Origin of the sequence: Streptomyces sp. NBC_00513 (assembly GCF_041431415.1) — a bacterium.
Lineage (GTDB): Bacteria > Actinomycetota > Actinomycetes > Streptomycetales > Streptomycetaceae > Streptomyces.
Map to the genome: position 1 here is coordinate 3,026,640 of NZ_CP107845.1, position 19,799 is coordinate 3,046,438.

Below are 19,799 nucleotides of genomic sequence, written 5' to 3' on the forward strand. Positions count from 1 at the left end.
CCGCCGCACACCGCCACCCGCTCAGGAGAACAGGTGACCGACCGCACCCTGACCGCCACCCGCCACACCCACTCCCGCGGTGCCACCGTGCTGGTGGTCGTCGGCGAACTCGACCACCACACCGCACCGGAACTCACCCGGGTCATCCGGGAGACGCCCTTCGGCCCCGACGTCCCCGTACTGATCGACGTCTCCGAGCTCACCTACTGCGACTCCACCGGCATCACCGTGCTCGTCGGCGCCTACCACCGTGCGCACGAGGTCGACGCCGCCCTGCTCATCGTCGGGCTGAACCCCGAGCTGACGAACGTCTTCCGCATCGTCGGCCTCGATCAGCTCTTCACCTTCCAGCCCACCGTCGAGGACGCCGTCAACGCCCTGCACGCCTAGACGGTCACGCCCCGCACGGCTCGTCCCGCACGGGCGCGGCGGTGGCCGGGGCGAAGCCCTCCGGGTTGTCCGGGCGGTTCGGTCCCACGGATCCGGTCGCCTCGCGGCGTGACGACGGCACTGGGCATGGCCCCCCGGGGTCTGCGGTACGACGAGTCCAGGACGAGGTCATCCGGGGCGGCGGGTGGCTCGTCTACCCTGATCAGGTGACCGAGGAAGTGAATCAACTCGGCGGTGAAGCGCCGCGACTCGGCGCGCTCCCCGCGCGCGCGACCGTGGCCGTGTGGGCCCTGGACACCACGCGCGACGTGGTCGGCGGCCACGCGGTCGCCGAGGCGTCGGCGGTGCTCGACGCCGGCGAACAGGACCGTGCGGGCCGGCTGCTGCGCCCCGGCGACCGGCACCGCTACGTCGCCTCGCACCTGGGGCTTCGCGCGCTGCTCGGCGGCTACCTGGGGCTGGCGCCGGAGAAGGTCACGCTGGTCCGCGAGGACTGCCCGTGCTGCGGCGGCCCGCACGGCCGGCCCGCGGTGGCGGGGGGCGCGGTGCACTTCTCGCTGTCCCACAGCGGGGACCTGGCGTACCTGGCGTTCGCCGGGTCGCCGGTGGGGGTCGACGTGGAGCGCGTACCGAGCGGGCAGGCGGTGGCCGACGTCCTGCGGACCCTGCACCCGGCGGAGACGGCGGAACTCCTCGCGCTCCCGGAAGCGGAACGGCGCGTGCCGATGGCCCGGTTGTGGTCCCGCAAGGAGGCCTGCCTCAAGGCCACCGGTACGGGCCTGGCCCTCGGGCTGACCGACCCGTACGTCGGCTCGGGCCCCACCCCCGCCCCGGTGACGGGCTGGACCCTGCGCGACCTGCCGGCCCCGGCGGGCTACGCCGCGGCCCTGGCCGTGTCCGGGCGTTGAGCTCTCCCGCGGGACGCGCGCCGTAGGGTGGCCGTCATGGACATTCGCCGCGCCCTCACCACCGCGGAACTGCGGGCCGCCGAGGGGCTCTTCGACGGGCCGGCCCGCGAGGACTGGTCGGCTCGTTTCCTGGCCGCGCCCGGACACCTGATGCTCGTCGCGTACGTGGACGGCGTGCCCGCCGGCATGGTCTCGGGGGTGGAGATGAGCCATCCCGACAAGGGCACCGAGATGTGCCTGTACGAGCTGTCGGTCGACGAGGGGTACCGGCGGCGCGGCATCGGTCGGAGCCTCACGCTGGCCTTGGCCGACGAGGCCCGCGCCCGGGGCTGTTACGGCATGTGGGTGGGGGTCGACACGGACAACGAGGCCGCGCTGGCCACCTACGCGTCCGCCGGGTCCCGCGACGAGGGCCTGTTCACGATGCGCGGCTGGCCCCTCGCCCCGGAGCCCGCCGACACCACCGCCACCGCCGACCCAATTCCGGGCTCCGTGCTCTGATCCCCGCCCGTCCGCGCGCCCCGACGGCCGGCCCGCCCGGGGCTGCGCGTCGTCCGTGCGGCGGCGTGTCGTGCGCCCACTCGGCGCACCCTCCGCGCGCCCGGCCCGCGCCTCGCCGAGCATCGGCCGCATGACCGCATTCACCGCGCTGCTCCCGGCCGCCGCCCTGCTGGCGACGGCCGCCCTGCCGACCGCGCCCGCCGGCGAGACCGCCGCCGCCGAAGCCCCCCTCGCTCCCTACGTCGTGGTCCTCAAGGACAGCACGCGCGCGCCCGCCGCCGCCCGCGCCCTCGCCGCCGAGGCGGCGCAGTCCGGAGACGAGGTGCGGGCCGTCTACGACACCGCGCTGAACGGGTTCGCCCTGCGCACGACCGCCTCCCGCGCCGCCGCCCTGGCCGCCGATCCCCGGGTGGCGTCGGTCGAACCGGACGCCGTGTTCCACGTCGACGACACACAGCCGCAGGCGCCCTGGACCCTGGACCGGATCGACCAGCGCGATCTCCCGCTCGACGCCTCGTACACGTACGGTACGAAGGCTGCGGGCGTCACGGCGTACGTCCTGGACACCGGGATCAACACGGCGCACCAGGAGTTCGGCGGGCGCGCCCGCTTCGGCCACAACGCGGTGCGGTCCGAGACGGCGACCGACTGCAACGGGCACGGCTCGCACGTGGCGGGCACCATCGGCGGGGCCACGTACGGGGTCGCGAAGGGGGTGTCCCTCGTGGCCGTGAAGGTGGCCGACTGCAGGGGCGACGGCCGACTGTCGGACATGCTGCGCGGCCTGGACTGGACGGTGCGGGACGCCGTCCGCGGCAAGACGCCCGCGGTGGCCAACATGAGCATGGGGGGCGCCCGCAGTTACGCCCTGGACGCGGCGGTCGTCCGAGCGGTGGCCTCCGGGATCACCTTCACGGTGGCCGCCGGGAACTCCGCCGAGGACGCCTGCGACGGATCTCCGTCCCGGGTCCCCCAGGCCATCACGGTGGGCGCCACCGACTCCGGCGACCGCGGGGCCGCGTTCTCCGGCCACGGCCGGTGCGTGGACCTCTTCGCGCCGGGCGTGTCCGTCGTGTCCGCGTGGAAGGGCTCCACCACCGCCCTCGCGCGCGCCACCGGCACCTCCATGGCGGCCCCGCACGTGGCGGGGGCCGCCGCGTTGATCCTGGCCGGCGGCACGGCCAAGACCCCCGAGGAGGTCACCTCCGCCCTGCTGCGGGACGCCGGGAGGGACCGGATCACCGGCCTCCCGGCGGGGACCGCGAACCTGCTGCTGCACACCCCGAGCGGCCACTGACACCCGGCGGCCGGGCAACCCGACCGCCCCATCCACACCTCCCGGGACCTCCCGCGACCTCCCGGCCGGCCCACCGACCGGTCGGTACCCGATGTCCCGTCAGACCCGTTCTGATGGGACATCAATTTGTGTGTGCTTCGGGAGAAAGCAAGCCATTGACTTCTCATCACCGCGACGCGTCAATGTCGGCCTCCGCACCGGCTCGGCCTCCCCCACACAGCGGGTGGGGGGAGGGGTTCGTCTGACGAAGGAGTCGCGACCCAGTGAGTACAACGTTCCGACGAAGAGTTCTGGCCGGGGCGGGCGCACTGTCCCTGGCCCTGACGGGTGGCGTCGTGGGTCTGGCGGGGACGGCGCAGGCCGCGACCAAGACCACAGCGGTGTTCGAGAACTGCGACGCTCCGGCGCCGCAGCCCGACGGTTCCGGCAACCAGAACTTCACGGTCACCCTGCCGGACGGCGCCAAGGCCGGCGATGTCGTCCCGATCACCATCGACCCGGGCGCGAGCCCGCTGATCCCGGGCTTCTCCGTCACGACGGTGAACACCTCCAAGATCACCCTCAAGGTGGGCACGACCACCCAGGTGGTCACCAGCCCGCCCGAGACCGTCAGCGTCGTGGCGGGACAGCCCCTGGACCCGAAGGCGTTCTCCGGAACCATCAGGATCCCGGACGGCACCGAGGGCACCTCGGTCGACGTCAAGCTCGACCTGGCCGTGACCGACGCCGACCTCAGCGGGTCGGTCTTCACCACGACCTGCACCCCGGCGCCCCGTCCGAGCGCCTCGCTCGGATCGGTCGCGGTCGAGGCCCTCCCGAAGGACCCGATCACCACCAGGGTGACGCCCAACAGCGGCAAGGCGGGCACCGCCGTCGTCGTCACGGGCGCCAACTTCCCGGCCGGCGCGGTCACCTGCTCCGCCCTGCTGGCGGGCGTGGCGACCGGTGACACCGGTACGGGTACGGCGGACGCGTCGGGCGCCGCCACCTGCGACGTCACGGTCACCAAGAAGGCCGACGCCCTCAGGATCGACGGCGCGATCACCCCGTACAAGTCCTTCGTGTTCCTGGAGGACCAGGCGGGCGTGAAGAACCCCGTGGACGTCGAGGTGCTGCCGGGGCCGCTGGCCCTCGGCCCGAAGGACGGTCAGCCGGCCGTCGACTTCGGTTCGGTCACCATCAACGGCAAGCCCCAGTCGGTGGTCGGCGTGTTCAACGCGGCGACCGTCCAGGACTTCCGCGGCGGCTCGCTCGGCTGGGACGTCACGGCGACCCGTACGCCGTTCCTGAACGCCACGACCGGGCACTCCATGCCGAAGGCGCAGATCGGCATCCAGCCGTCCTGCACCGTCACCAACCCGGACAGCCCGAGCACGTGCACCGCGGGTACGCCCGGGGCGATCACGGACACCCCGATGCAGGTGGCCTCCCAGGCCGCCGGCGGGGACGAGTTGACCGGCGGTGAGTTCGCGGTCGGTGGCGCCGGGATGATCCAGCTCCCGTCGTTCATGTTCGCCGACACCTACCAGTCGGTCGTCACCTTCTCGATCTCCTGATCGGGACCGGTTCTCGATCTCCTGATCGGGTCCGGCCCAGGGTGGTGCGGCGCTCCCCGGCGCCGCACCACCTTCCCGGTTTCCCCCGGCACCTGCCCGGCTTCCCAGCCCCCTCCCGGTTCCCCACCCGCCGGTCGTCCCGGCCGCCCACCGCGACCGTCCCGTCTGGAGACCCGCCCATGCGCACCCGCACCTCCCCGTCCGGTACGCCCCACGGGCCGCGGCCCGGTCGACGCCCCGACCCTCTCCTCGACCCTCTCCACGGCCTTCGCCTCGACCTTCGCCTCCGCCTTCGCCTCGGTCTGCTCCTCGGCCTGCTCCTGCCGGTCGCGGGCCTGCTCCCCGCCGTCTCGGCCTCGGCCGCCGACAACGGCACGTGGGGGGTGTTCCCGACGCCGGCCGCCGGTGCCGCGATGACGGACCGGGCGTACTTCTTCCACCAGGGCGCGGCCGGGAGCACCGTCCGCGACAGCGTGACGATCGTGAACTCCTCCGACAGGGAGCTGACCTTCCAGGTCTTCGCGACCGACGCCGTGAACACCCCGGTGGGCGGCGCGTTCGCACTGTTGCCGGTCGAGTCGAAGCCGAAGGACGTGGGCACCTGGACGGCGCTGTCGACCGGGGCCGCCGGTACCGTCACCGTCGCGCCGAAGGGCCGCGAGGACATCCCGTTCACCGTGAAGGTCCCGGAGGACGCGACCCCGGGCGATCACGTCGGTGGGATCGTCGCGCTGAACACGGCGGTGGAGGGCGTCCGGGCGGACGGCAAGGTGCAGGTCGGGGTGAAGCGCTCGGTCGGCGCCCGCCTGTACTTCCGGGTACCGGGACCGCTGACACCCGGCCTGAGCGTGGAGGACGTGCGGGTCAGCCGGGGCGCGCCGCTGCTGCCCTGGTTCAAGGACGCGCGTGCGACCGTCTCGTACGCGCTGGTCAACCGGGGCAACGTGGTCGTGGAGCCGAAGGTGAGGATCTCCGCCGAGGGTCTGTTCGGGCGGGACGTGCTGGACCGGCCGGGCCGCGAACCGAGGCTCGTGCTGCTGCCCGGACAACGGATCGAGCTCACCGAACCGTGGGCGGACTCACCACAGTTGGACTGGGTGACGGTCAAGGTGGCGGCGGGGGCGAGCGCCTACCCGGATCTCGCCTCGGAGTCCGAGACGGACTTCCTCGCCGTACCGTGGCTCGCCGCGGGCATCGCGCTGCTGTTGACGGTCGCCGGCATCGCCTTCGCGATACTGCGCCGCAGGAGGAACATGGGGCCACAACAAGTGGAAGACGTACCGCACTTGGCGCGGACGCCCTGACCGGCGAGGGTGTCCCCAGTTGACGGCGACGGCATTCGGCCGCCGCCGGCAAGGGGGAGGCACCTGCGATGGGACGAGAGCACAGCGAGCCCCGGCCCGACGGGCCGTACGCGGACGACGCGCGGGCCGACCGGGTGCGGGTCGACCCGGTGCGGGCCGGCCGCGCGCAGGTGGGCCCGGTGCGGGCCGGCCCGGCGCGGGTGACGCCCGCCCCCCGCATCACCGCCGTGGCGCACGAAGCCGGGGCCGCGGTGAAGGGCGCCGGCCTGCTGACCCGCGTCGAACGCGCCCTGGGCACGGGCACCGCCGTCTACCTCCCCGGCGACGGTTGGATCCGTCTCACCCTCCCGCTCCACGACGGCGGCCCGGTCCCGGTCACGGTCGAGGTGCTCGCGGACACCACGCGGGTGCCGCACGGCATCGCGTACCTCCTGCCGGGCGGCGGCCTGAACTTCACCGCCGACTACTTCACCCCCGATGGCCACGCGGGCGGCGGCCTCGCCCACCACCTGCGCCGTCAGGGGCTGTTGGTCGTGGGGGTCACCCCGCGCGAGGACGCCGCCGGCGGCGTCGCCGACGTCACCGCCGACCGGGGGCTCGCGGCGCACCGCCGCGACCTCGCCGGTGTCGTCGCCGCGCTGGACGCCGTACTGCGACTGCCCTACCAGTACGCCGGTCACTCCGCCGGGGCCGCCCTGGCCCTCGACGCCGCCTCGCACGACCCGTCGCCGCGGCTGCGCCGGGTCCTCGTCCTGGACACCACCGGCCCCTACACCGGCGACCCGGCGGCGCGGGCGGCGAGGACCCGGGACGTGTACGCGGACCTGGTCGCGGGCGGCACGTACGCGAGCGATCCCGGCCTGGCCGCCCTCGTCGCGCGGGCGGTCACCGACCCGCACTCGCCCTCCCCCGTCCCCTGGCCGCCGGATCCGGACCTGCGCTTCACCAACGCCGGGCTGGCCCACTTCGCGCTGATCCGCACCGCCGACCTGCCCGGCGAGGCGAACTGGATCCACCGGCGGGGCCACGCCGCCGGCGAGTACGTCTTCGGCGCGACCCCCGCCGAGGACCGGTTCGCCCTCACCCACACCCCGCTGGCCACCTGGCACGCGGCCACGGCCGCCCTGGGCAGCGGGCTGATCCCGACGGCCCTGATGCGGGACCTCGCCGCGATCTGGGCGGGCGACGAGGCCACCTACCGGATCGCCTGGGATCGCATCCGGGCCGATGTGGTGTGGGTCAACGCGGAGCTGGGGCGAGGCGACGAGTCCCGGGGCGCCGACCTGATCCGGGCGTGCGGCAACACTCGGGTCACCTTCACCACCGTCCCGGGCCTCGGCCACGCCGACGTGGTCTGGAGCCCCACGGCCCCCACCACCGTCTGGCCCCTGCTCAGACCCTGACCGGGGGGCGCCGCGGCCACCCGCGCCGCCCCCGGCGGCGCACGCCGACGACCCCGGCCCGTGAGGGGTGGGCCGGGGTCGTCGTCTCGTGCCGGGCGGTCAGTGGTTGCGGGGGAAGCCCAGGTCGACGCCCGCCGGGGCGTCGGAGGGGTCCGGCCAGCGGGTGGTGACGACCTTGCCCCGGGTGTAGAAGTGGATGCCGTCGTTGCCGTAGATGTGGTGGTCCCCGAAGAGGGAGTCCTTCCAACCGCCGAACGAGTGGTAGCCCACCGGCACGGGGATCGGGACGTTCACGCCGACCATGCCCGCCTGGATCTCCAGCTGGAAGCGGCGGGCCGCGCCGCCGTCGCGGGTGAAGATCGCGGTGCCGTTGCCGAACGGCGAGGCGTTGATGAGGGCGACGCCCTCCTCGTAGGTCTCCGTGCGCAGGACGCACAGCACCGGGCCGAAGATCTCGTCGCGGTAGGCGTCGGAGTCGGTCTTGACGTCGTCGAGCAGTGACAGGCCGATCCAGTGGCCGTTCTCGTTGCCCTCGACCGTGTAGCCGGTGCCGTCCAGGACCACGTCGGCGCCCTGCGCGGCCGCGCCCTTGACGTACGAGGCGACCTTGTCGCGGTGGGCGGCGGTGATCAGCGGGCCCATCTCGGAGGTGGGGTCGTTGCCGGGGCCGATCTTGATCTTCTCGGCGCGCTCGCGGATCTTCTCCACCAGCGTGTCGGCGATGGCGCCGACGGCGACGACGGCGGAGATCGCCATGCAGCGTTCGCCGGCGGAGCCGTAGGCGGCGGAGACGGCCGCGTCGGCGGCGGCGTCCAGGTCGGCGTCGGGGAGGACCAGCATGTGGTTCTTGGCGCCGCCGAGGGCCTGGACGCGCTTGCCGTTGGCGGAGGCGGTGGTGTGGATGTGGCGGGCGATCGGGGTGGAGCCGACGAAGGACACGGCCGCGATGTCGGGGTGGGCGAGCAGCGCGTCGACGGCGACCTTGTCTCCGTGGACCACGTTCAGCACGCCCGCCGGCAGGCCGGCTTCCGTGGCCAGCTCGGCCAGCTTGTTGGACGCCGAGGGGTCCTTCTCGCTGGGCTTGAGGATGAAGGTGTTGCCGCAGGCCACGGCCAACGGGAACATCCACATCGGCACCATCGCCGGGAAGTTGAACGGGGTGATGCCGGCGACCACGCCGATCGGCTGGCGGATCGAGGAGACGTCCACCCGGTTGGACACCGACGTGGACAGCTCGCCCTTGAGCTGTGTGGTGATCCCGCAGGCCAGCTCGACGATCTCCAGGCCGCGGGCCACCTCGCCGAGCGCGTCCGAGTGCACCTTGCCGTGCTCGGCGGTGATCAGTTCGGCGATGGCGTCGCGGTTGGCGTCCAGGAGGGCGCGGTAGGCGAACAGCACCTTGGTCCGGGCGGCCAGGGAGGACTGGCCCCAGGACAGGAAGGCCTCCTTCGCGACGGCGACCGCCGCGTCGACCTCGGCGCTCGACGCGAGCGCGACCTGGGTGGTGACCTCGCCGGTGGCCGGGTCGGTGACCGGGCCGTAGTTGCCCGACGCGCCCTCGACGGTCTTGCCACCGATCCAGTGGTTGACGGTCTTCATGCCTTGCTCCTTCACAGATGGCGACGTCGCTGCGCGGCTTGCCGGTCGTACTCTTCACGGGCCAGGGCCGCCGTCGATCGGGTCGCGGTCTCGGCCACGGGAACATCCCACCACGCCTGTGCCGGGGGTGGGCCCGACACAGTGTCGGGTGTTCGGGTCTGCGCGTAGACACATGTGGGGCGGTCGCTCCCCCGTGCCTCCGCGAGAGCTTTTCGCAGGTCACCGATGGTGCGGGCGGAGATCACCACCATGCCGAGGGAGGCCGCGTTCAGCGCGAGGTCCACGGGCAGGGGCTCGCCGTCGTACGCGCCGTCCGGCCCGCGGAAGCGGTAGGCGGTCCCGAAGCCCTCGCCGCCCACCGCGTGCGACAGTCCGCCGATCGAGGCGTAGCCGTGGTTGTCGAGGATCACCACCTTGATCGGGATTCCCTCCTGGACCGCCGTGACGAGTTCGGTCGGGTTCATCAGGTACGTGCCGTCGCCGACGAGCGCCCACACCGGGCGGCCGGGCGCCGCGAGGGCCACGCCGATCGCGGCGGGGATCTCGTAGCCCATGCAGGAGTATCCGTACTCGACGTGGTACTGGTCGGCGGAGCGGGGTCGCCACAGTCGGTGCAGGTCGCCGGGGAGCGAGCCGGCGGCGTTGATCAGGATGTCGGAGGCGTCGACGAGGGAGTCGAGCAGGCCCAGTGCCTGGGCCTGGGTCGGGACGGCGTCCTCGTCGGGGGTCTGCCACGCCCGGTCGACGAGCCGTTCCCACTGCCGGGCGCCGTCCTGGTAGGCCGCCTCGTAGGCGGGGTCCACGCGGTGGCCGGCGAGCGCGTCCCGGAGTTCCTCCAGGCCGGTCCGGGCGTCGCAGACCAGCGCCTTCGCGGCGAGTTTGTGGGCGTCGTACGGGTCGAGGTTCAGCCCGAGGAAGCGGACCCCGGGGTCGCGGAACAGGGTCGCGGAGGCGGTGGTGAAGTCGGTCAGCCGGGTTCCCGCGGCGATCACCAGGTCGGCTTCCCGGGCGAGGGAGTCGGCGGTGGCCGTCCCGGTGTGCCCGATGGCGCCCACGCCGGCGGGGTGGTCGTGCGCGAGGGAGCCCTTGCCGGCCTGGGTGACGGCGACGGGGATCCCGGTGGCCTCGGCGAACTCCGCGAGGGCCGCCCCGGCGGCACTGTGCCGGATCCCGCCGCCGGCCACGAGCAGGGGGCGGGCGGCGGCGCGTACGGCCTCGGCGGCCTCGGCGAGTTCGTCCCGGTCGGGTCGGGGCCGGCGCACCCGCCACACCCGGTCGGCGAAGAACTCCTCGGGCCATTCGTACGCCTCGGCCTGTACGTCCTGGGGCAGGGCGAGGGTCACGGCGCCGGTCTGCACGGGGTCGGTGAGCACCCGTACGGCCTGGAGGGCGGCGGGGATCAGGGCCTCCGGGCGGCTGATCCGGTCGAAGTGGCGGGACACGGGCCGCAGGGTGTCGTTGACGGAGACGTCGCCGGCCCAGGGGACCTCCAGCTGCTGGAGCACGGGGTCGGCGGGTCGGGTGGCGAAGGTGTCGCCGGGCAGGAGGAGCACCGGGAGCCGGTTGACGGTGGCCAGGGCCGCCCCGGTGACGAGGTTGGTGGCGCCGGGCCCGATGGAGGTGGTCACGGCGTGGGTGGACAGACGTCCGCTCTGGCGGGCGTAGCCGACGGCGGCGTGCACCATGGCCTGTTCGTTGCGGCCCTGGAGGAACGGCATCCGCTCCGGTCCGCTCTCCAGCAGTGCCTGCCCGATCCCGGCGACGTTCCCGTGTCCGAAGATCCCCCAGGTCGCGGCGATCAGCCGCCGGCGGCGGCCGTCCCGCTCGGTGTACTGGGCGGACAGGAACCGCAGCAGGGCCTGGGCGACGGTCAGCCTGACGGTCATGGGGCGTCCTCCCCTCGGTGGCGGGCGGGCCCGGTCATACGGCGTCCTCCGCACGGTGGAACGGCAGCCGGGGGTCGATGTCCTGGCCGGCCCAGGTGTCCCGGATCCAGCCGTGGTCGGGGTGGTCGCTGATCAGCCACTCCCTGGTCCGGTCGGGGCCGGCCATCACGTTCAGGTAGTACATGTCGTGCCCGGGCGCCGCGATGGACGGCCCGTGCCAGCCGTCGGGGATGAGCACGGCGTCTCCGGTCCTCACCTCGGTGAGGATGTCGGTCTTCCCGGCCGGCGAGGGGGAGACACGCTGGTAGCCGAGGCCGGGGACGCCGTCGTGCGGGGCGATCTCGAAGTAGTAGATCTCCTCCAGCCGGGACTCCCGGCCGGGGCGGTGCTCGTCGTGCTTGTGGGGCGGGTACGAGGACCAGTTCCCGCCGGGGGTGAGGACCTCGACGGCGATGAGCCGGTCGCACTCGAAGACGTCGGCGGCGGCGAAGTTGTTGACCTGGCGGGAGCAGGTGCCGGCGCCCCGGAGTTCGACCGGGACCTCGCGGGCGGGCCCGTACCGGGCGGGCAGCGTCTTCTCGCAGCGCGCCCCGACGAGGGCGAAGCGGCCCCCGTCTGCGGATTCGATCGAGGCGTGGCCGTCCCGGGGCAGGTACGCGAAGTCGGTGACCGCGCGGAACACGCTCGCGCGGCCGCGCAGCGCGAAGACCCGTTCAGGGGTCCGGTCCGTCGCGGCGCCGAGGGCGGCGGGCTCGGCGCACCGCACCACGCACCCTCCCGCCAGCGGGAGGACGATCCACTCGTGGTCACCGCACGCGTGTGCGTGCGTCTCGCCCGGGGCGAGTTCCACCACCCGCAGCGCGGTCAGCGTCATGTCGTGCGACACGGTCACCGCCACGATCCCAGCACCTCCTCGACCTCTTCGGCGTACGGCATGGCCGTGGAGCAGGCCAGTCGCGAGGCCACGATGGCCCCGGCCGCGTTCGCGTACCGCAGCACCTGTTCCAGCTTCCACCCGGCGAGCAGCCCGTGGCACAGCGCGCCGCCGAACGCGTCGCCCGCGCCGAGGCCGTTCACCACCTCCACGGCGACCGGCGGCAGTTCGACGGCGGTCCCGTCCCGGTGGACGGCCAGGACGCCGGCGGGGCCGCGTTTGACGACGGCCAGTTCCACGCCGGCCGCCAGCAGTGCCCGGGCGGCGGCGTACGGCTCGCTCTCGCCGGTGGCGATCTCGCACTCCGCGGTGTTCCCGACGGCCACCGTCGCGAGCGCCAGGGCGCGTTCGTACCAGGGCCCCGGTTCCCCCTCCCACAGCATCGGCCGCCAGTCCAGGTCGAAGACGGTCGTCCCGGACTTCGAGCGGGCCTCCAGCGCCGCCAGGGTCGCGCTCCGGCTCGGCTCCGCGCTCAGGCCCGTCCCCGTCATCCAGAACACCCGGGCCGCGCGTACGGCCGCCAGGTCCACCTCGTCGGGTGCGATCTCCAGGTCGGGGGCCTTGGGGAGCCGGTAGAAGTACAGCGGGAAGTGGTCGGGCGGGAAGATCTCGCAGAAGGTGACGGGCGTCGGGTACGCGGCGACCTCGGTCGCCCAGCGGTCGTCCACGCCGAACCCCCGCAGCTCGGCCCGCAGGTACGCCCCGAAGGGGTCCGCACCGGTGCGGGTGATCACCGCCACCCGCCGCCCCAACCGGGCCGCCGCCACGGCGACGTTGCTCGGGGAGCCGCCGAGGAACTTGCCGAAGGCGTCGACCTCGGCGAGCGGTACCCCCGTTCTCAGCGGGTAGAGATCCACCCCGATCCGGCCCATCGTGATCAGGTCGAACGCGGACCCCTCCGCGGCGTTCACCGGCACGTCCGTCACGTCTCCTCTTTCCCCCGGACCTCTTCTTTCCCGTCCCGTCGAGCCTCGCACCCTAAGGTGGCCGCCATGACGTCCTCCCCGCCCACGTTGACCCGTATCCGTGTCGGTTCGGCTCCGGACTCCTGGGGTGTCTGGTTCCCCGAGGATCCCCGGCAGACCCCCTGGGACCGCTTCCTCGACGAGGTCGCGGACGCCGGGTACGAGTGGATCGAACTCGGCCCGTACGGCTACCTGCCCACCGATCCCGTCCGTCTCGCGGAGGAGACGGCCGGGCGCGGCCTGCGGGTGTCCGCGGGCACCGTCTTCACCGGACTCCATCACGGCCCCGCCGTCTGGGAGGAGACCTGGGAGCACGTGTCGCGGATCGCGGCGCTCACCCGGGACATGGGCGCGGCCCATCTCGTCGTCATCCCCTCGTTCTGGCGCGACGACAAGACCGGCGAGGTGCTGGAGGACCGCACGCTGACGCCCGGTCAATGGCGTGATCTGGCCGCCCAGACGGAGCGGCTGGGGCGGGAGGTCCGGGACCGCTACGGGTTGCGGATCGTCGTCCACCCGCACGCCGACACGCACATCGACACCCCGGAGAACGTCGCCCGGTTCCTCGACGCGACGGATCCCGCGCTGGTCTCCCTCTGCCTGGACACGGGGCACTACGCGTACTGCGGCGGGGACAGCGTCCGGGCCATCGAGACCTTCGGGGAGCGGATCGGCTACCTGCATCTGAAGCAGGTGGATCCGGCGGTCCTCGCCGAGGTCGTGGCGCAGGGGCTGCCCTTCGGGCCGGCCGTCGCCCGCGGGGTGATGTGCGAGCCGCCCTCGGGGGTGCCCGCGCTGGAGCCGGTGCTGGCGGCGGCGCAGGCCCTCGACGTGGACCTGTTCGCGATCGTCGAGCAGGACATGTACCCGTGTTCGCCGGACCGGCCGCTGCCGATCGCCCGCCGGACCCGCTCCCACCTGCGCTCCTGTGGCGCGCGCTGACCCTTTGAGAGGCTGACCCTTTTGAGAGGATGCGACATGACCGACTCGCTCGGCATCGCCGTGATCGGCACCGGGAGGATGGGCGCCGACCACGTCCGTCGCATCGGCCGGACGGTCGGTGGGGCCCACGTGGTGGCGGTGGCGGACCCGGACGGCGACCGCGTCAAGGAGGTCGCGGGCGGCCTGGTCGGCGCGAGCGCGCACACCGACGCGGAGGCCGCCATCGCCGCGCCCGGTGTGGACGCCGTGCTGATCGCCTCCCCCGGTCCGGCGCACGAGGAGGCGATCCTGCACGCCCTGCGGCGGGGGTTGCCGGTGCTGTGCGAGAAGCCGCTGACCCCCGATCCGGCGGGCGCGCTGCGGATCATGGAGGCCGAGCAGCGGTTGGGCCGCAGGCTGGTCCAGGTCGGTTTCATGCGGCGCCACGACGCCGAGTACGAGCGGCTGAAGGAACTGCTGGACTCGGGCGGGATCGGGCGGCCGCTGTTCCTGCACTGCCGGCACCGCAACGCCTCCTCGCCGTCCTTCTTCACCAGCGACATGCTGATCAGTGATTCCGTGGTGCACGAGGTGGACGCGGCCCGCTGGCTGCTGGGCCAGGAGGTCACGGCGGTGACCGTCCTGTCCCCCACCCCTTCGGCGGCTGCTCCGCCCGGGCTGAGCGACCCGCGCTTCGTGCTGTTCGAGACGTCCGGTGGCACCGTGGTGGACGTGGAGATCTTCGTCAACTGCGGCTTCGGCTATCAGGTCCGGTGCGAGGCGGTCGGCGAGTCCGGCAGTGCCCGGATCGGTGACGGCCACGCGATGGTCGTGGAGTCGGCCGGCCGGTGGGGTGGGGAGATCACCCAGGACTTCACCACCCGGTTCGCCGACGCGTACGACCGGCAGCTGCGGCGGTGGGTGGCCGCCGCCGCGCGGGGCGGCGTGGCCGGGCCCGACGCGTGGGACGGGTACGCGGCGGCCGCGGTGTCCGAGGCGGGGCTCGCCGCGGGGCGCGGCGGGGTGCGGACGCCGGTGGAGTTGGTGGAGCGGCCCCCGCTGTACCGCTGACCCCGCGCCGCCGACCCCGCACCGCCGACGTCGCGCAGCTGACCGGTGTGGCGCCGGCCGCCGCGCCGTTGACCGGTCATTTCATCCCACTCGACCCCCGTGTCGTATCTGTCACGGGGGTCGCCCTTGTGTCACGCATATCCGGATTTCGCGGGTTTTCCGTCACAGGGGCGCGACAGCCCCTCCCCGGCGCTCACTCGGCGTCGTTCTTCGGGCACAACCCGAGTGATCGTCACTGTCCACGCGCCGGCTCCCCCGACGGCCTCCCGGCCGGCCCCGCGGCGTGGACAAGGAGGTGTCGTCGATGAGCGACCGACAGCTGTGGTCGTACAAGGAGATCGCCGCGCACATCCGGGTCCAGCCGGACACCGTGCGCTCCTACCGCAAGCACGGACTGCTCCCGGCCCCGGACCACGTGGAGGGCGGCAAGCCCTATTGGTACGCCGACACCATCCGCGCCTGGGTGGCCCGGCGGCCCGGCAACCGGGGGCGACGCGAGGACTGAAACGGTCGACGGAGGTCGAGAACACTCGCGTCAATACCCCCTAGGGGTATAGCCTCGAAGTGACGGGAGCACGGTGGAGTACACGCCGCCGCTTCCGGCGACCGCACACGCCCCCGATGAGGAGAACGACATGAGCGCCGAGACGGACACCCAGACCACCACCGTCTACCGGGTGACCGGCATGACCTGCGGGCACTGCGAGGGCGCGGTGACCGGCGAGCTCACCACCCTGCCGGGCGTGACCTCCGTCAAGGCCGTCGCCGCCACCGGCGAGGTCACGGTGATCTCGACCGCCCCCCTCGACGAGGACGCCGTGCGCGCCGCCGTGGACGAGGCCGGCTACGAGCTCGCCGGTCAGGCCTGAGCCCCACACCTCCCTCGGCAACACCCGCCGGGTCGTACCGGCCGACTCATACCGGACCCGTACGACCCGGCCCTCCCCCCGGAGCCGGACATGAGCGGCAGCACAGTGCACGACGGACCCGCGACAGCGGCCGACACCACCGAGACCGAACTGACCATCGGCGGCATGACCTGCGCCTCCTGCGCGGCCCGCATCGAGAAGAAGCTGAACCGGATGGACGGGGTCACCGCCACGGTGAACTACGCCACCGAGAAGGCGAAGGTCTCGTACGCGGGTGACGTACGGGTGGCCGACCTGATCGCGACGGTGGTCAGGACCGGTTACACCGCCCAGGAGCCCCCGCCCCCGGAGCCGGTTCCGACGGCCGCCCCGACGGCGACGGAATCCGCCGGGCGGACCGCGCCCGACCCCGAGCTGTCGGCCCTGCGCCAACGACTCCTGGTGTCCGTCGCCCTGTCCCTGCCCGTGGTGCTGCTCGCCATGGTCCCCGCCCTCCAGTTCGACAACTGGCAGTGGCTCTCGCTCACCCTGGCCGCCCCCGTGGTCGTCTGGGGCGGCTTCCCCTTCCACAAGGCCGCCTGGACCAACGCCCGGCACGGTGCGGCCACCATGGACACCCTGGTCTCGGTCGGCACCCTGGCCGCCTTCGCCTGGTCGTTGTGGGCCCTGTTCTTCGGGCACGCCGGCATGCCCGGCATGCGCCACGGCTTCGACGTCACCATCTCGCGCACGGACGGCTCCTCCGCGATCTATCTGGAGGTCGCCGCCGGGGTCGTCTCCTTCATCCTGCTCGGCCGCTACCTGGAGGCCCGCTCGAAGCGGAAGGCGGGCGCCGCCCTGCGGGCCCTGCTCGAACTCGGCGCCAAGGACGTGGCCGTGCTGCGCGGGGGCGCCGAGGTGCGGATCCCGGTGGGCGCGCTCGTGGTGGGCGACCGGTTCGTCGTCCGGCCCGGCGAGAAGATCGCCACCGACGGCACCGTCGTCGAGGGCGCGTCCGCCGTGGACGCGTCGATGCTGACCGGCGAGTCCGTGCCCGTGGACGTCGGGGTCGGCGACGCCGTCACCGGCGCCACCGTCAACACCTCCGGGCGCCTGGTCGTCGAGGCCGGCCGGATCGGCTCCGACACCCAGCTCGCCCGTATGGCGAGGCTGGTCGAGGACGCACAGAACGGCAAGGCCGAGGTACAACGACTGGCCGACCGGGTCTCCGGGATCTTCGTGCCGATCGTCCTGCTGCTCGCCCTCGGCACCTGGGTGACCTGGCTGCTCGTCACCGACGACCCGACCGCCGCCTTCGGCGCCGCCGTGGCCGTCCTGATCATCGCCTGCCCGTGCGCGCTCGGCCTGGCCACCCCGACCGCCCTGATGGTCGGCACCGGGCGCGGAGCCCAGCTCGGCATCCTGATCAAGGGCCCCGAGGTGCTGGAGTCCACCCGCCGGGTGGACACCGTCGTCCTCGACAAGACCGGCACGGTCACCACCGGCCGGATGACCCTGTCCGGCGTGCACGCCGCCGAGGGCACCACCGAGGAGGAACTGCTGCGCCTGGCCGGTTCGTTGGAGCACGCCTCCGAGCACCCGATCGCCCGCGCCCTGGCCGACGGCGCGGCGCTGCGGGTCGGCGCCCTGCCGGTCCCGGAGGGTTTCGAGAACCTGGCGGGGCTCGGCGTACGGGGCGTGGTGGACGGACACTCCGTACTGGTGGGCCGGGAGCGGCTGCTGACCGAGCGGGGCATCACCCTGCCGGAGTCGCTGGCCGGGGCCAGGGCCGCGGCCGAGGCGGCGGGCGCGACGCCGGTGCTGGTCGCCTGGGACGGGACGGCCCGCGGGGTGTTGACCGTGGCCGACGCCGTGAAGGACACCAGCGCCGAGGCGGTGGCCCGACTGCGCGCGCTCGGCCTCACGCCGATCCTGCTGACCGGCGACAACAAGGCCGTCGCCGAGGCGGTGGCGGCCGAGGTGGGCATCGACGAGGTGATCGCCGAGGTGCTCCCGCAGGACAAGGTGGACGTGGTCCGACGCCTTCAGGAGCAGGGCCGTACGGTCGCCATGGTGGGCGACGGGGTCAACGACGCCGCCGCGCTCGCCCGGGCCGACCTGGGTCTGGCGATGGGCACCGGCACCGACGCGGCCATCGAGGCGAGCGACCTGACGCTCGTACGGGGCGATCTGCGGGTGGCGGCGGACGCGATCCGACTGTCCCGCAGGACCCTGGCCACCATCAAGGGCAACCTGTTCTGGGCCTTCGGATACAACGTGGCGGCGCTGCCGCTGGCGGCGGCCGGCCTGCTCAACCCCATGATCGCCGGTGCGGCGATGGCCTTCTCTTCGGTGTTCGTGGTGACGAACAGCCTCCGGTTGCGGTCGTTCCGATAGGGGATCACCTTCGCACCGTGCGCACATCTCCTTCACGGGAGACGCAGATCACAGTGATTCGAACGTAACCATCCGGCGGTTGCACGGGTCTAATGGGGCGGTGCCAGGAACGTCTTGGGGGACGTTCGCGGGGGGTCTTGGGGGACGTCCCGAGGCATCAGCCGGCCGGGACGCGTGCTCAACGGGGAGCTTTGAGCGGCCCTCCCGACCCGTACGGGTCCCGGCAAAAGCCCCATTGGAGTGCCCCGACGCGGCACTCCTCGCCGACACCTCGGCTCGGGTCCCGTGGGGGGAATCCGTTCCGGGGAAAGGAAAGCGCCCCGACCGTCGACCCGTGGGGGGATCGACGGCGGGGCGCTTTTCGTACGCGTTCGCGCGGCTCTTGACCTCGGGTCAGCGGGCCTCGACCGGAACGAAGTCGCGCAGGACCTCGCCGGTGTAGATCTGGCGCGGACGGCCGATGCGGGAGCCGGGCTCCTTGATCATCTCGTGCCACTGGGCGATCCAGCCGGGAAGGCGGCCGATCGCGAAGAGCACGGTGAACATCTCGGTCGGGAAGCCCATGGCCCGGTAGATCAGGCCGGTGTAGAAGTCCACGTTCGGGTAGAGGTTGCGCTCGACGAAGTACTCGTCGGCCAGCGCGTGCTCTTCCAGCTTGAGCGCGATGTCGAGCAGCTCGTCGCTCTTGCCGAGCGCCGAGAGGACATCGTGGGCCGCCGCCTTGATGATCTTCGCCCGGGGGTCGAAGCTCTTGTAGACGCGGTGCCCGAAGCCCATGAGGCGGACGCCGTCTTCCTTGTTCTTCACCTTGCGGATGAAGGCGTCGACGTCGCCGCCGTCGTTCTTGATGCCTTCCAGCATCTCCAGAACGGACTGATTGGCGCCACCGTGCAGCGGACCCCACAGGGCCGAGATGCCGGCGGAGATCGAGGCGAACATGTTCGCCTGCGAGGAGCCGACCAGACGCACGGTGGAGGTCGAACAGTTCTGCTCGTGGTCCGCGTGCAGGATCAGCAGCTTGTCGAGCGCCGACACCACGACCGGGTCCAGGTCGTACTCCTGGGCCGGCACGGAGAAGGTCATGCGCAGGAAGTTCTCGACGTAGCCGAGGTCGTTGCGCGGGTAGACCACGGGGTGGCCGACCGACTTCTTGTACGCGTACGCGGCGATCGTCGGGAGCTTGGCCAGCAGCCGGATCGTCGAGAGGTGGCGCTGCTTCTCGTCGAACGGGTTGTGGCTGTCCTGGTAGAACGTCGACAGTGCGCTGACCACGGAGGACAGCATCGCCATCGGGTGCGCGTCGCGCGGGAAACCGTCGTAGAACCGCTTGACGTCCTCGTGCAGCAGCGTGTGCTGGGTGATCTCGTTGCGGAACGACGCGAGCTGGTCGACGGTCGGCAGCTCCCCGTTGATCAGCAGGTACGCGACCTCGATGAAGGTCGAACGCTCGGCCAGCTGCTCGATCGGGTAGCCGCGATAACGCAGGATTCCCTGCTCGCCGTCGAGGTAGGTAATCGCGGACTTGTAGGCGGCGGTGTTGCCGTAGCCACTGTCCAAGGTGACGAGCCCGGTCTGGGCCCGCAGCTTCGAGATGTCGAAGCCCTGGTCACCGACGGTGCTCTCGACCACCGGGTAGGTGTATTCACCGTCCGCGTACCGGAGTACTACAGAGTTGTCGCTCACGTCATCCCTCACCGACGTAGTGCCTCTTCTTCGAGGTGCCCTGACTGCCTCTACCTTCCCCCATTTGGCGCAGGAGAGTGCACTCGGGGTCGGCCTTTGGTGGCTTTGGCGGCACTGAGTGCCGCCAACCTGCTCA

Annotated in this window: 17 protein-coding genes; 12 read left to right on the forward strand and 5 right to left on the reverse strand. The window is 72.8% G+C overall.

Annotation, left to right across the window (positions count from 1 at the left end; translation table 11 throughout):
• Positions 1 to 33: 33 nt before the first annotated feature.
• The 7 genes from OHA84_RS14065 to OHA84_RS14095 all read left to right on the forward strand — a co-directional run bounded on the left by OHA84_RS14065 (position 34) and on the right by OHA84_RS14095 (position 7,359).
• Entirely contained in the window at positions 34 to 390 is a 357-nt protein-coding gene (locus OHA84_RS14065; RefSeq protein ID WP_053675019.1) for an STAS domain-containing protein, read from the forward strand.
• A gap of 206 nt (positions 391 to 596) precedes the next feature.
• Positions 597 to 1,298 carry a 4'-phosphopantetheinyl transferase superfamily protein gene (locus OHA84_RS14070; RefSeq protein WP_053674805.1) on the forward strand — a complete coding sequence of 234 codons (702 nt, stop codon included), beginning with the start codon at positions 597 to 599 and terminating at the stop codon, positions 1,296 to 1,298.
• 36 nt (positions 1,299 to 1,334) lie between these two features.
• Entirely contained in the window at positions 1,335 to 1,799 is a 465-nt protein-coding gene (locus tag OHA84_RS14075) for a GNAT family N-acetyltransferase (RefSeq protein ID WP_266947544.1), read from the forward strand.
• A 130-nt stretch (positions 1,800 to 1,929) separates the two neighbouring features.
• Positions 1,930 to 3,096 carry a S8 family peptidase gene (locus tag OHA84_RS14080; protein ID WP_266947545.1) on the forward strand — a complete coding sequence of 389 codons (1,167 nt, stop codon included), beginning with the start codon at positions 1,930 to 1,932 and terminating at the stop codon, positions 3,094 to 3,096.
• 263 nt (positions 3,097 to 3,359) lie between these two features.
• Positions 3,360 to 4,652 carry a hypothetical protein gene (locus tag OHA84_RS14085; RefSeq protein WP_053674802.1) on the forward strand — a complete coding sequence of 431 codons (1,293 nt, stop codon included), beginning with the start codon at positions 3,360 to 3,362 and terminating at the stop codon, positions 4,650 to 4,652.
• Positions 4,653 to 4,831: 179 nt separating this feature from the next.
• The gene (locus OHA84_RS14090) at positions 4,832 to 5,956 is read left to right on the forward strand and encodes a WxL protein peptidoglycan domain-containing protein (RefSeq protein WP_266971445.1); all 1,125 of its coding nucleotides are present in this window, start codon (positions 4,832 to 4,834) and stop codon (positions 5,954 to 5,956) included.
• Positions 5,957 to 6,024: 68 nt separating this feature from the next.
• Positions 6,025 to 7,359, forward strand: coding sequence for a hypothetical protein (locus tag OHA84_RS14095; RefSeq protein ID WP_266971444.1), 1,335 nt, complete (start codon positions 6,025 to 6,027; stop codon positions 7,357 to 7,359).
• Positions 7,360 to 7,458: 99 nt separating this feature from the next.
• On the opposite strand, the gene mmsA is transcribed toward OHA84_RS14095, so the two are convergent.
• Genes mmsA through iolC form a run of 4 tightly spaced genes read right to left on the reverse strand, consistent with a single transcriptional unit; the run spans position 7,459 to position 12,650 of the window.
• Complete coding sequence (gene mmsA / locus OHA84_RS14100) at positions 7,459 to 8,958, reverse strand: CoA-acylating methylmalonate-semialdehyde dehydrogenase (RefSeq protein ID WP_053674786.1); 1,500 nt, start codon at positions 8,956 to 8,958, stop codon at positions 7,459 to 7,461.
• Positions 8,959 to 8,969: 11 nt separating this feature from the next.
• Entirely contained in the window at positions 8,970 to 10,844 is a 1,875-nt protein-coding gene (iolD, locus tag OHA84_RS14105) for a 3D-(3,5/4)-trihydroxycyclohexane-1,2-dione acylhydrolase (decyclizing) (protein WP_266971442.1), read from the reverse strand.
• Between the two features lie 34 nt (positions 10,845 to 10,878).
• Positions 10,879 to 11,718, reverse strand: coding sequence for a 5-deoxy-glucuronate isomerase (gene iolB / locus OHA84_RS14110; RefSeq protein WP_266950600.1), 840 nt, complete (start codon positions 11,716 to 11,718; stop codon positions 10,879 to 10,881).
• Positions 11,719 to 11,732: 14 nt separating this feature from the next.
• Positions 11,733 to 12,650, reverse strand: coding sequence for a 5-dehydro-2-deoxygluconokinase (iolC, locus tag OHA84_RS14115; protein WP_266950601.1), 918 nt, complete (start codon positions 12,648 to 12,650; stop codon positions 11,733 to 11,735).
• A gap of 120 nt (positions 12,651 to 12,770) precedes the next feature.
• On the opposite strand from iolC, the gene OHA84_RS14120 reads away from it, so the two are divergent.
• The 5 genes from OHA84_RS14120 to OHA84_RS14140 all read left to right on the forward strand — a co-directional run bounded on the left by OHA84_RS14120 (position 12,771) and on the right by OHA84_RS14140 (position 17,980).
• Positions 12,771 to 13,685 carry a sugar phosphate isomerase/epimerase gene (locus OHA84_RS14120; RefSeq protein WP_053674780.1) on the forward strand — a complete coding sequence of 305 codons (915 nt, stop codon included), beginning with the start codon at positions 12,771 to 12,773 and terminating at the stop codon, positions 13,683 to 13,685.
• Between the two features lie 36 nt (positions 13,686 to 13,721).
• Positions 13,722 to 14,735, forward strand: coding sequence for a Gfo/Idh/MocA family protein (locus OHA84_RS14125; protein ID WP_266971441.1), 1,014 nt, complete (start codon positions 13,722 to 13,724; stop codon positions 14,733 to 14,735).
• 304 nt (positions 14,736 to 15,039) lie between these two features.
• Entirely contained in the window at positions 15,040 to 15,240 is a 201-nt protein-coding gene (locus OHA84_RS14130; RefSeq protein ID WP_053674774.1) for an AlpA family transcriptional regulator, read from the forward strand.
• 130 nt (positions 15,241 to 15,370) lie between these two features.
• Entirely contained in the window at positions 15,371 to 15,604 is a 234-nt protein-coding gene (locus tag OHA84_RS14135; protein WP_053675008.1) for a heavy-metal-associated domain-containing protein, read from the forward strand.
• Between the two features lie 90 nt (positions 15,605 to 15,694).
• A complete protein-coding gene (locus tag OHA84_RS14140) occupies positions 15,695 to 17,980 on the forward strand; it encodes a cation-translocating P-type ATPase (RefSeq protein ID WP_053674772.1) in 2,286 nt (761 codons plus the stop codon).
• Between the two features lie 393 nt (positions 17,981 to 18,373).
• Here the strand turns inward: OHA84_RS14140 and OHA84_RS14145 are convergent, their stop codons facing one another.
• Positions 18,374 to 19,663 (reverse strand): citrate synthase, encoded by a 1,290-nt coding sequence (locus tag OHA84_RS14145; RefSeq protein ID WP_031149943.1) that lies wholly within the window; start codon positions 19,661 to 19,663, stop codon positions 18,374 to 18,376.
• Positions 19,664 to 19,799: the final 136 nt, after the last annotated feature.

Excerpts from the sequence above, each read along its gene's own strand:
- OHA84_RS14130 (WP_053674774.1), top strand. The coding sequence starts at position 15,040 with ATGAGCGACCGACAGCTGTGGTCGTACAAGGAGATCGCCGCGCACATC.
- OHA84_RS14075 (WP_266947544.1), top strand. The coding sequence starts at position 1,335 with ATGGACATTCGCCGCGCCCTCACCACCGCGGAACTGCGGGCCGCCGAG.
- OHA84_RS14125 (WP_266971441.1), top strand. The coding sequence starts at position 13,722 with ATGACCGACTCGCTCGGCATCGCCGTGATCGGCACCGGGAGGATGGGC.
- iolC (WP_266950601.1), bottom strand. The coding sequence starts at position 12,650 with ATGGGCCGGATCGGGGTGGATCTCTACCCGCTGAGAACGGGGGTACCG.
- OHA84_RS14095 (WP_266971444.1), top strand. The coding sequence starts at position 6,025 with ATGGGACGAGAGCACAGCGAGCCCCGGCCCGACGGGCCGTACGCGGAC.
- OHA84_RS14135 (WP_053675008.1), top strand. The coding sequence starts at position 15,371 with ATGAGCGCCGAGACGGACACCCAGACCACCACCGTCTACCGGGTGACC.
- OHA84_RS14080 (WP_266947545.1), top strand. The coding sequence starts at position 1,930 with ATGACCGCATTCACCGCGCTGCTCCCGGCCGCCGCCCTGCTGGCGACG.
- iolB (WP_266950600.1), bottom strand. The coding sequence starts at position 11,718 with ATGACGCTGACCGCGCTGCGGGTGGTGGAACTCGCCCCGGGCGAGACG.
- OHA84_RS14120 (WP_053674780.1), top strand. The coding sequence starts at position 12,771 with ATGACGTCCTCCCCGCCCACGTTGACCCGTATCCGTGTCGGTTCGGCT.
- mmsA (WP_053674786.1), bottom strand. The coding sequence starts at position 8,958 with ATGAAGACCGTCAACCACTGGATCGGTGGCAAGACCGTCGAGGGCGCG.
- OHA84_RS14090 (WP_266971445.1), top strand. The coding sequence starts at position 4,832 with ATGCGCACCCGCACCTCCCCGTCCGGTACGCCCCACGGGCCGCGGCCC.
- OHA84_RS14140 (WP_053674772.1), top strand. The coding sequence starts at position 15,695 with ATGAGCGGCAGCACAGTGCACGACGGACCCGCGACAGCGGCCGACACC.
- iolD (WP_266971442.1), bottom strand. The coding sequence starts at position 10,844 with ATGACCGTCAGGCTGACCGTCGCCCAGGCCCTGCTGCGGTTCCTGTCC.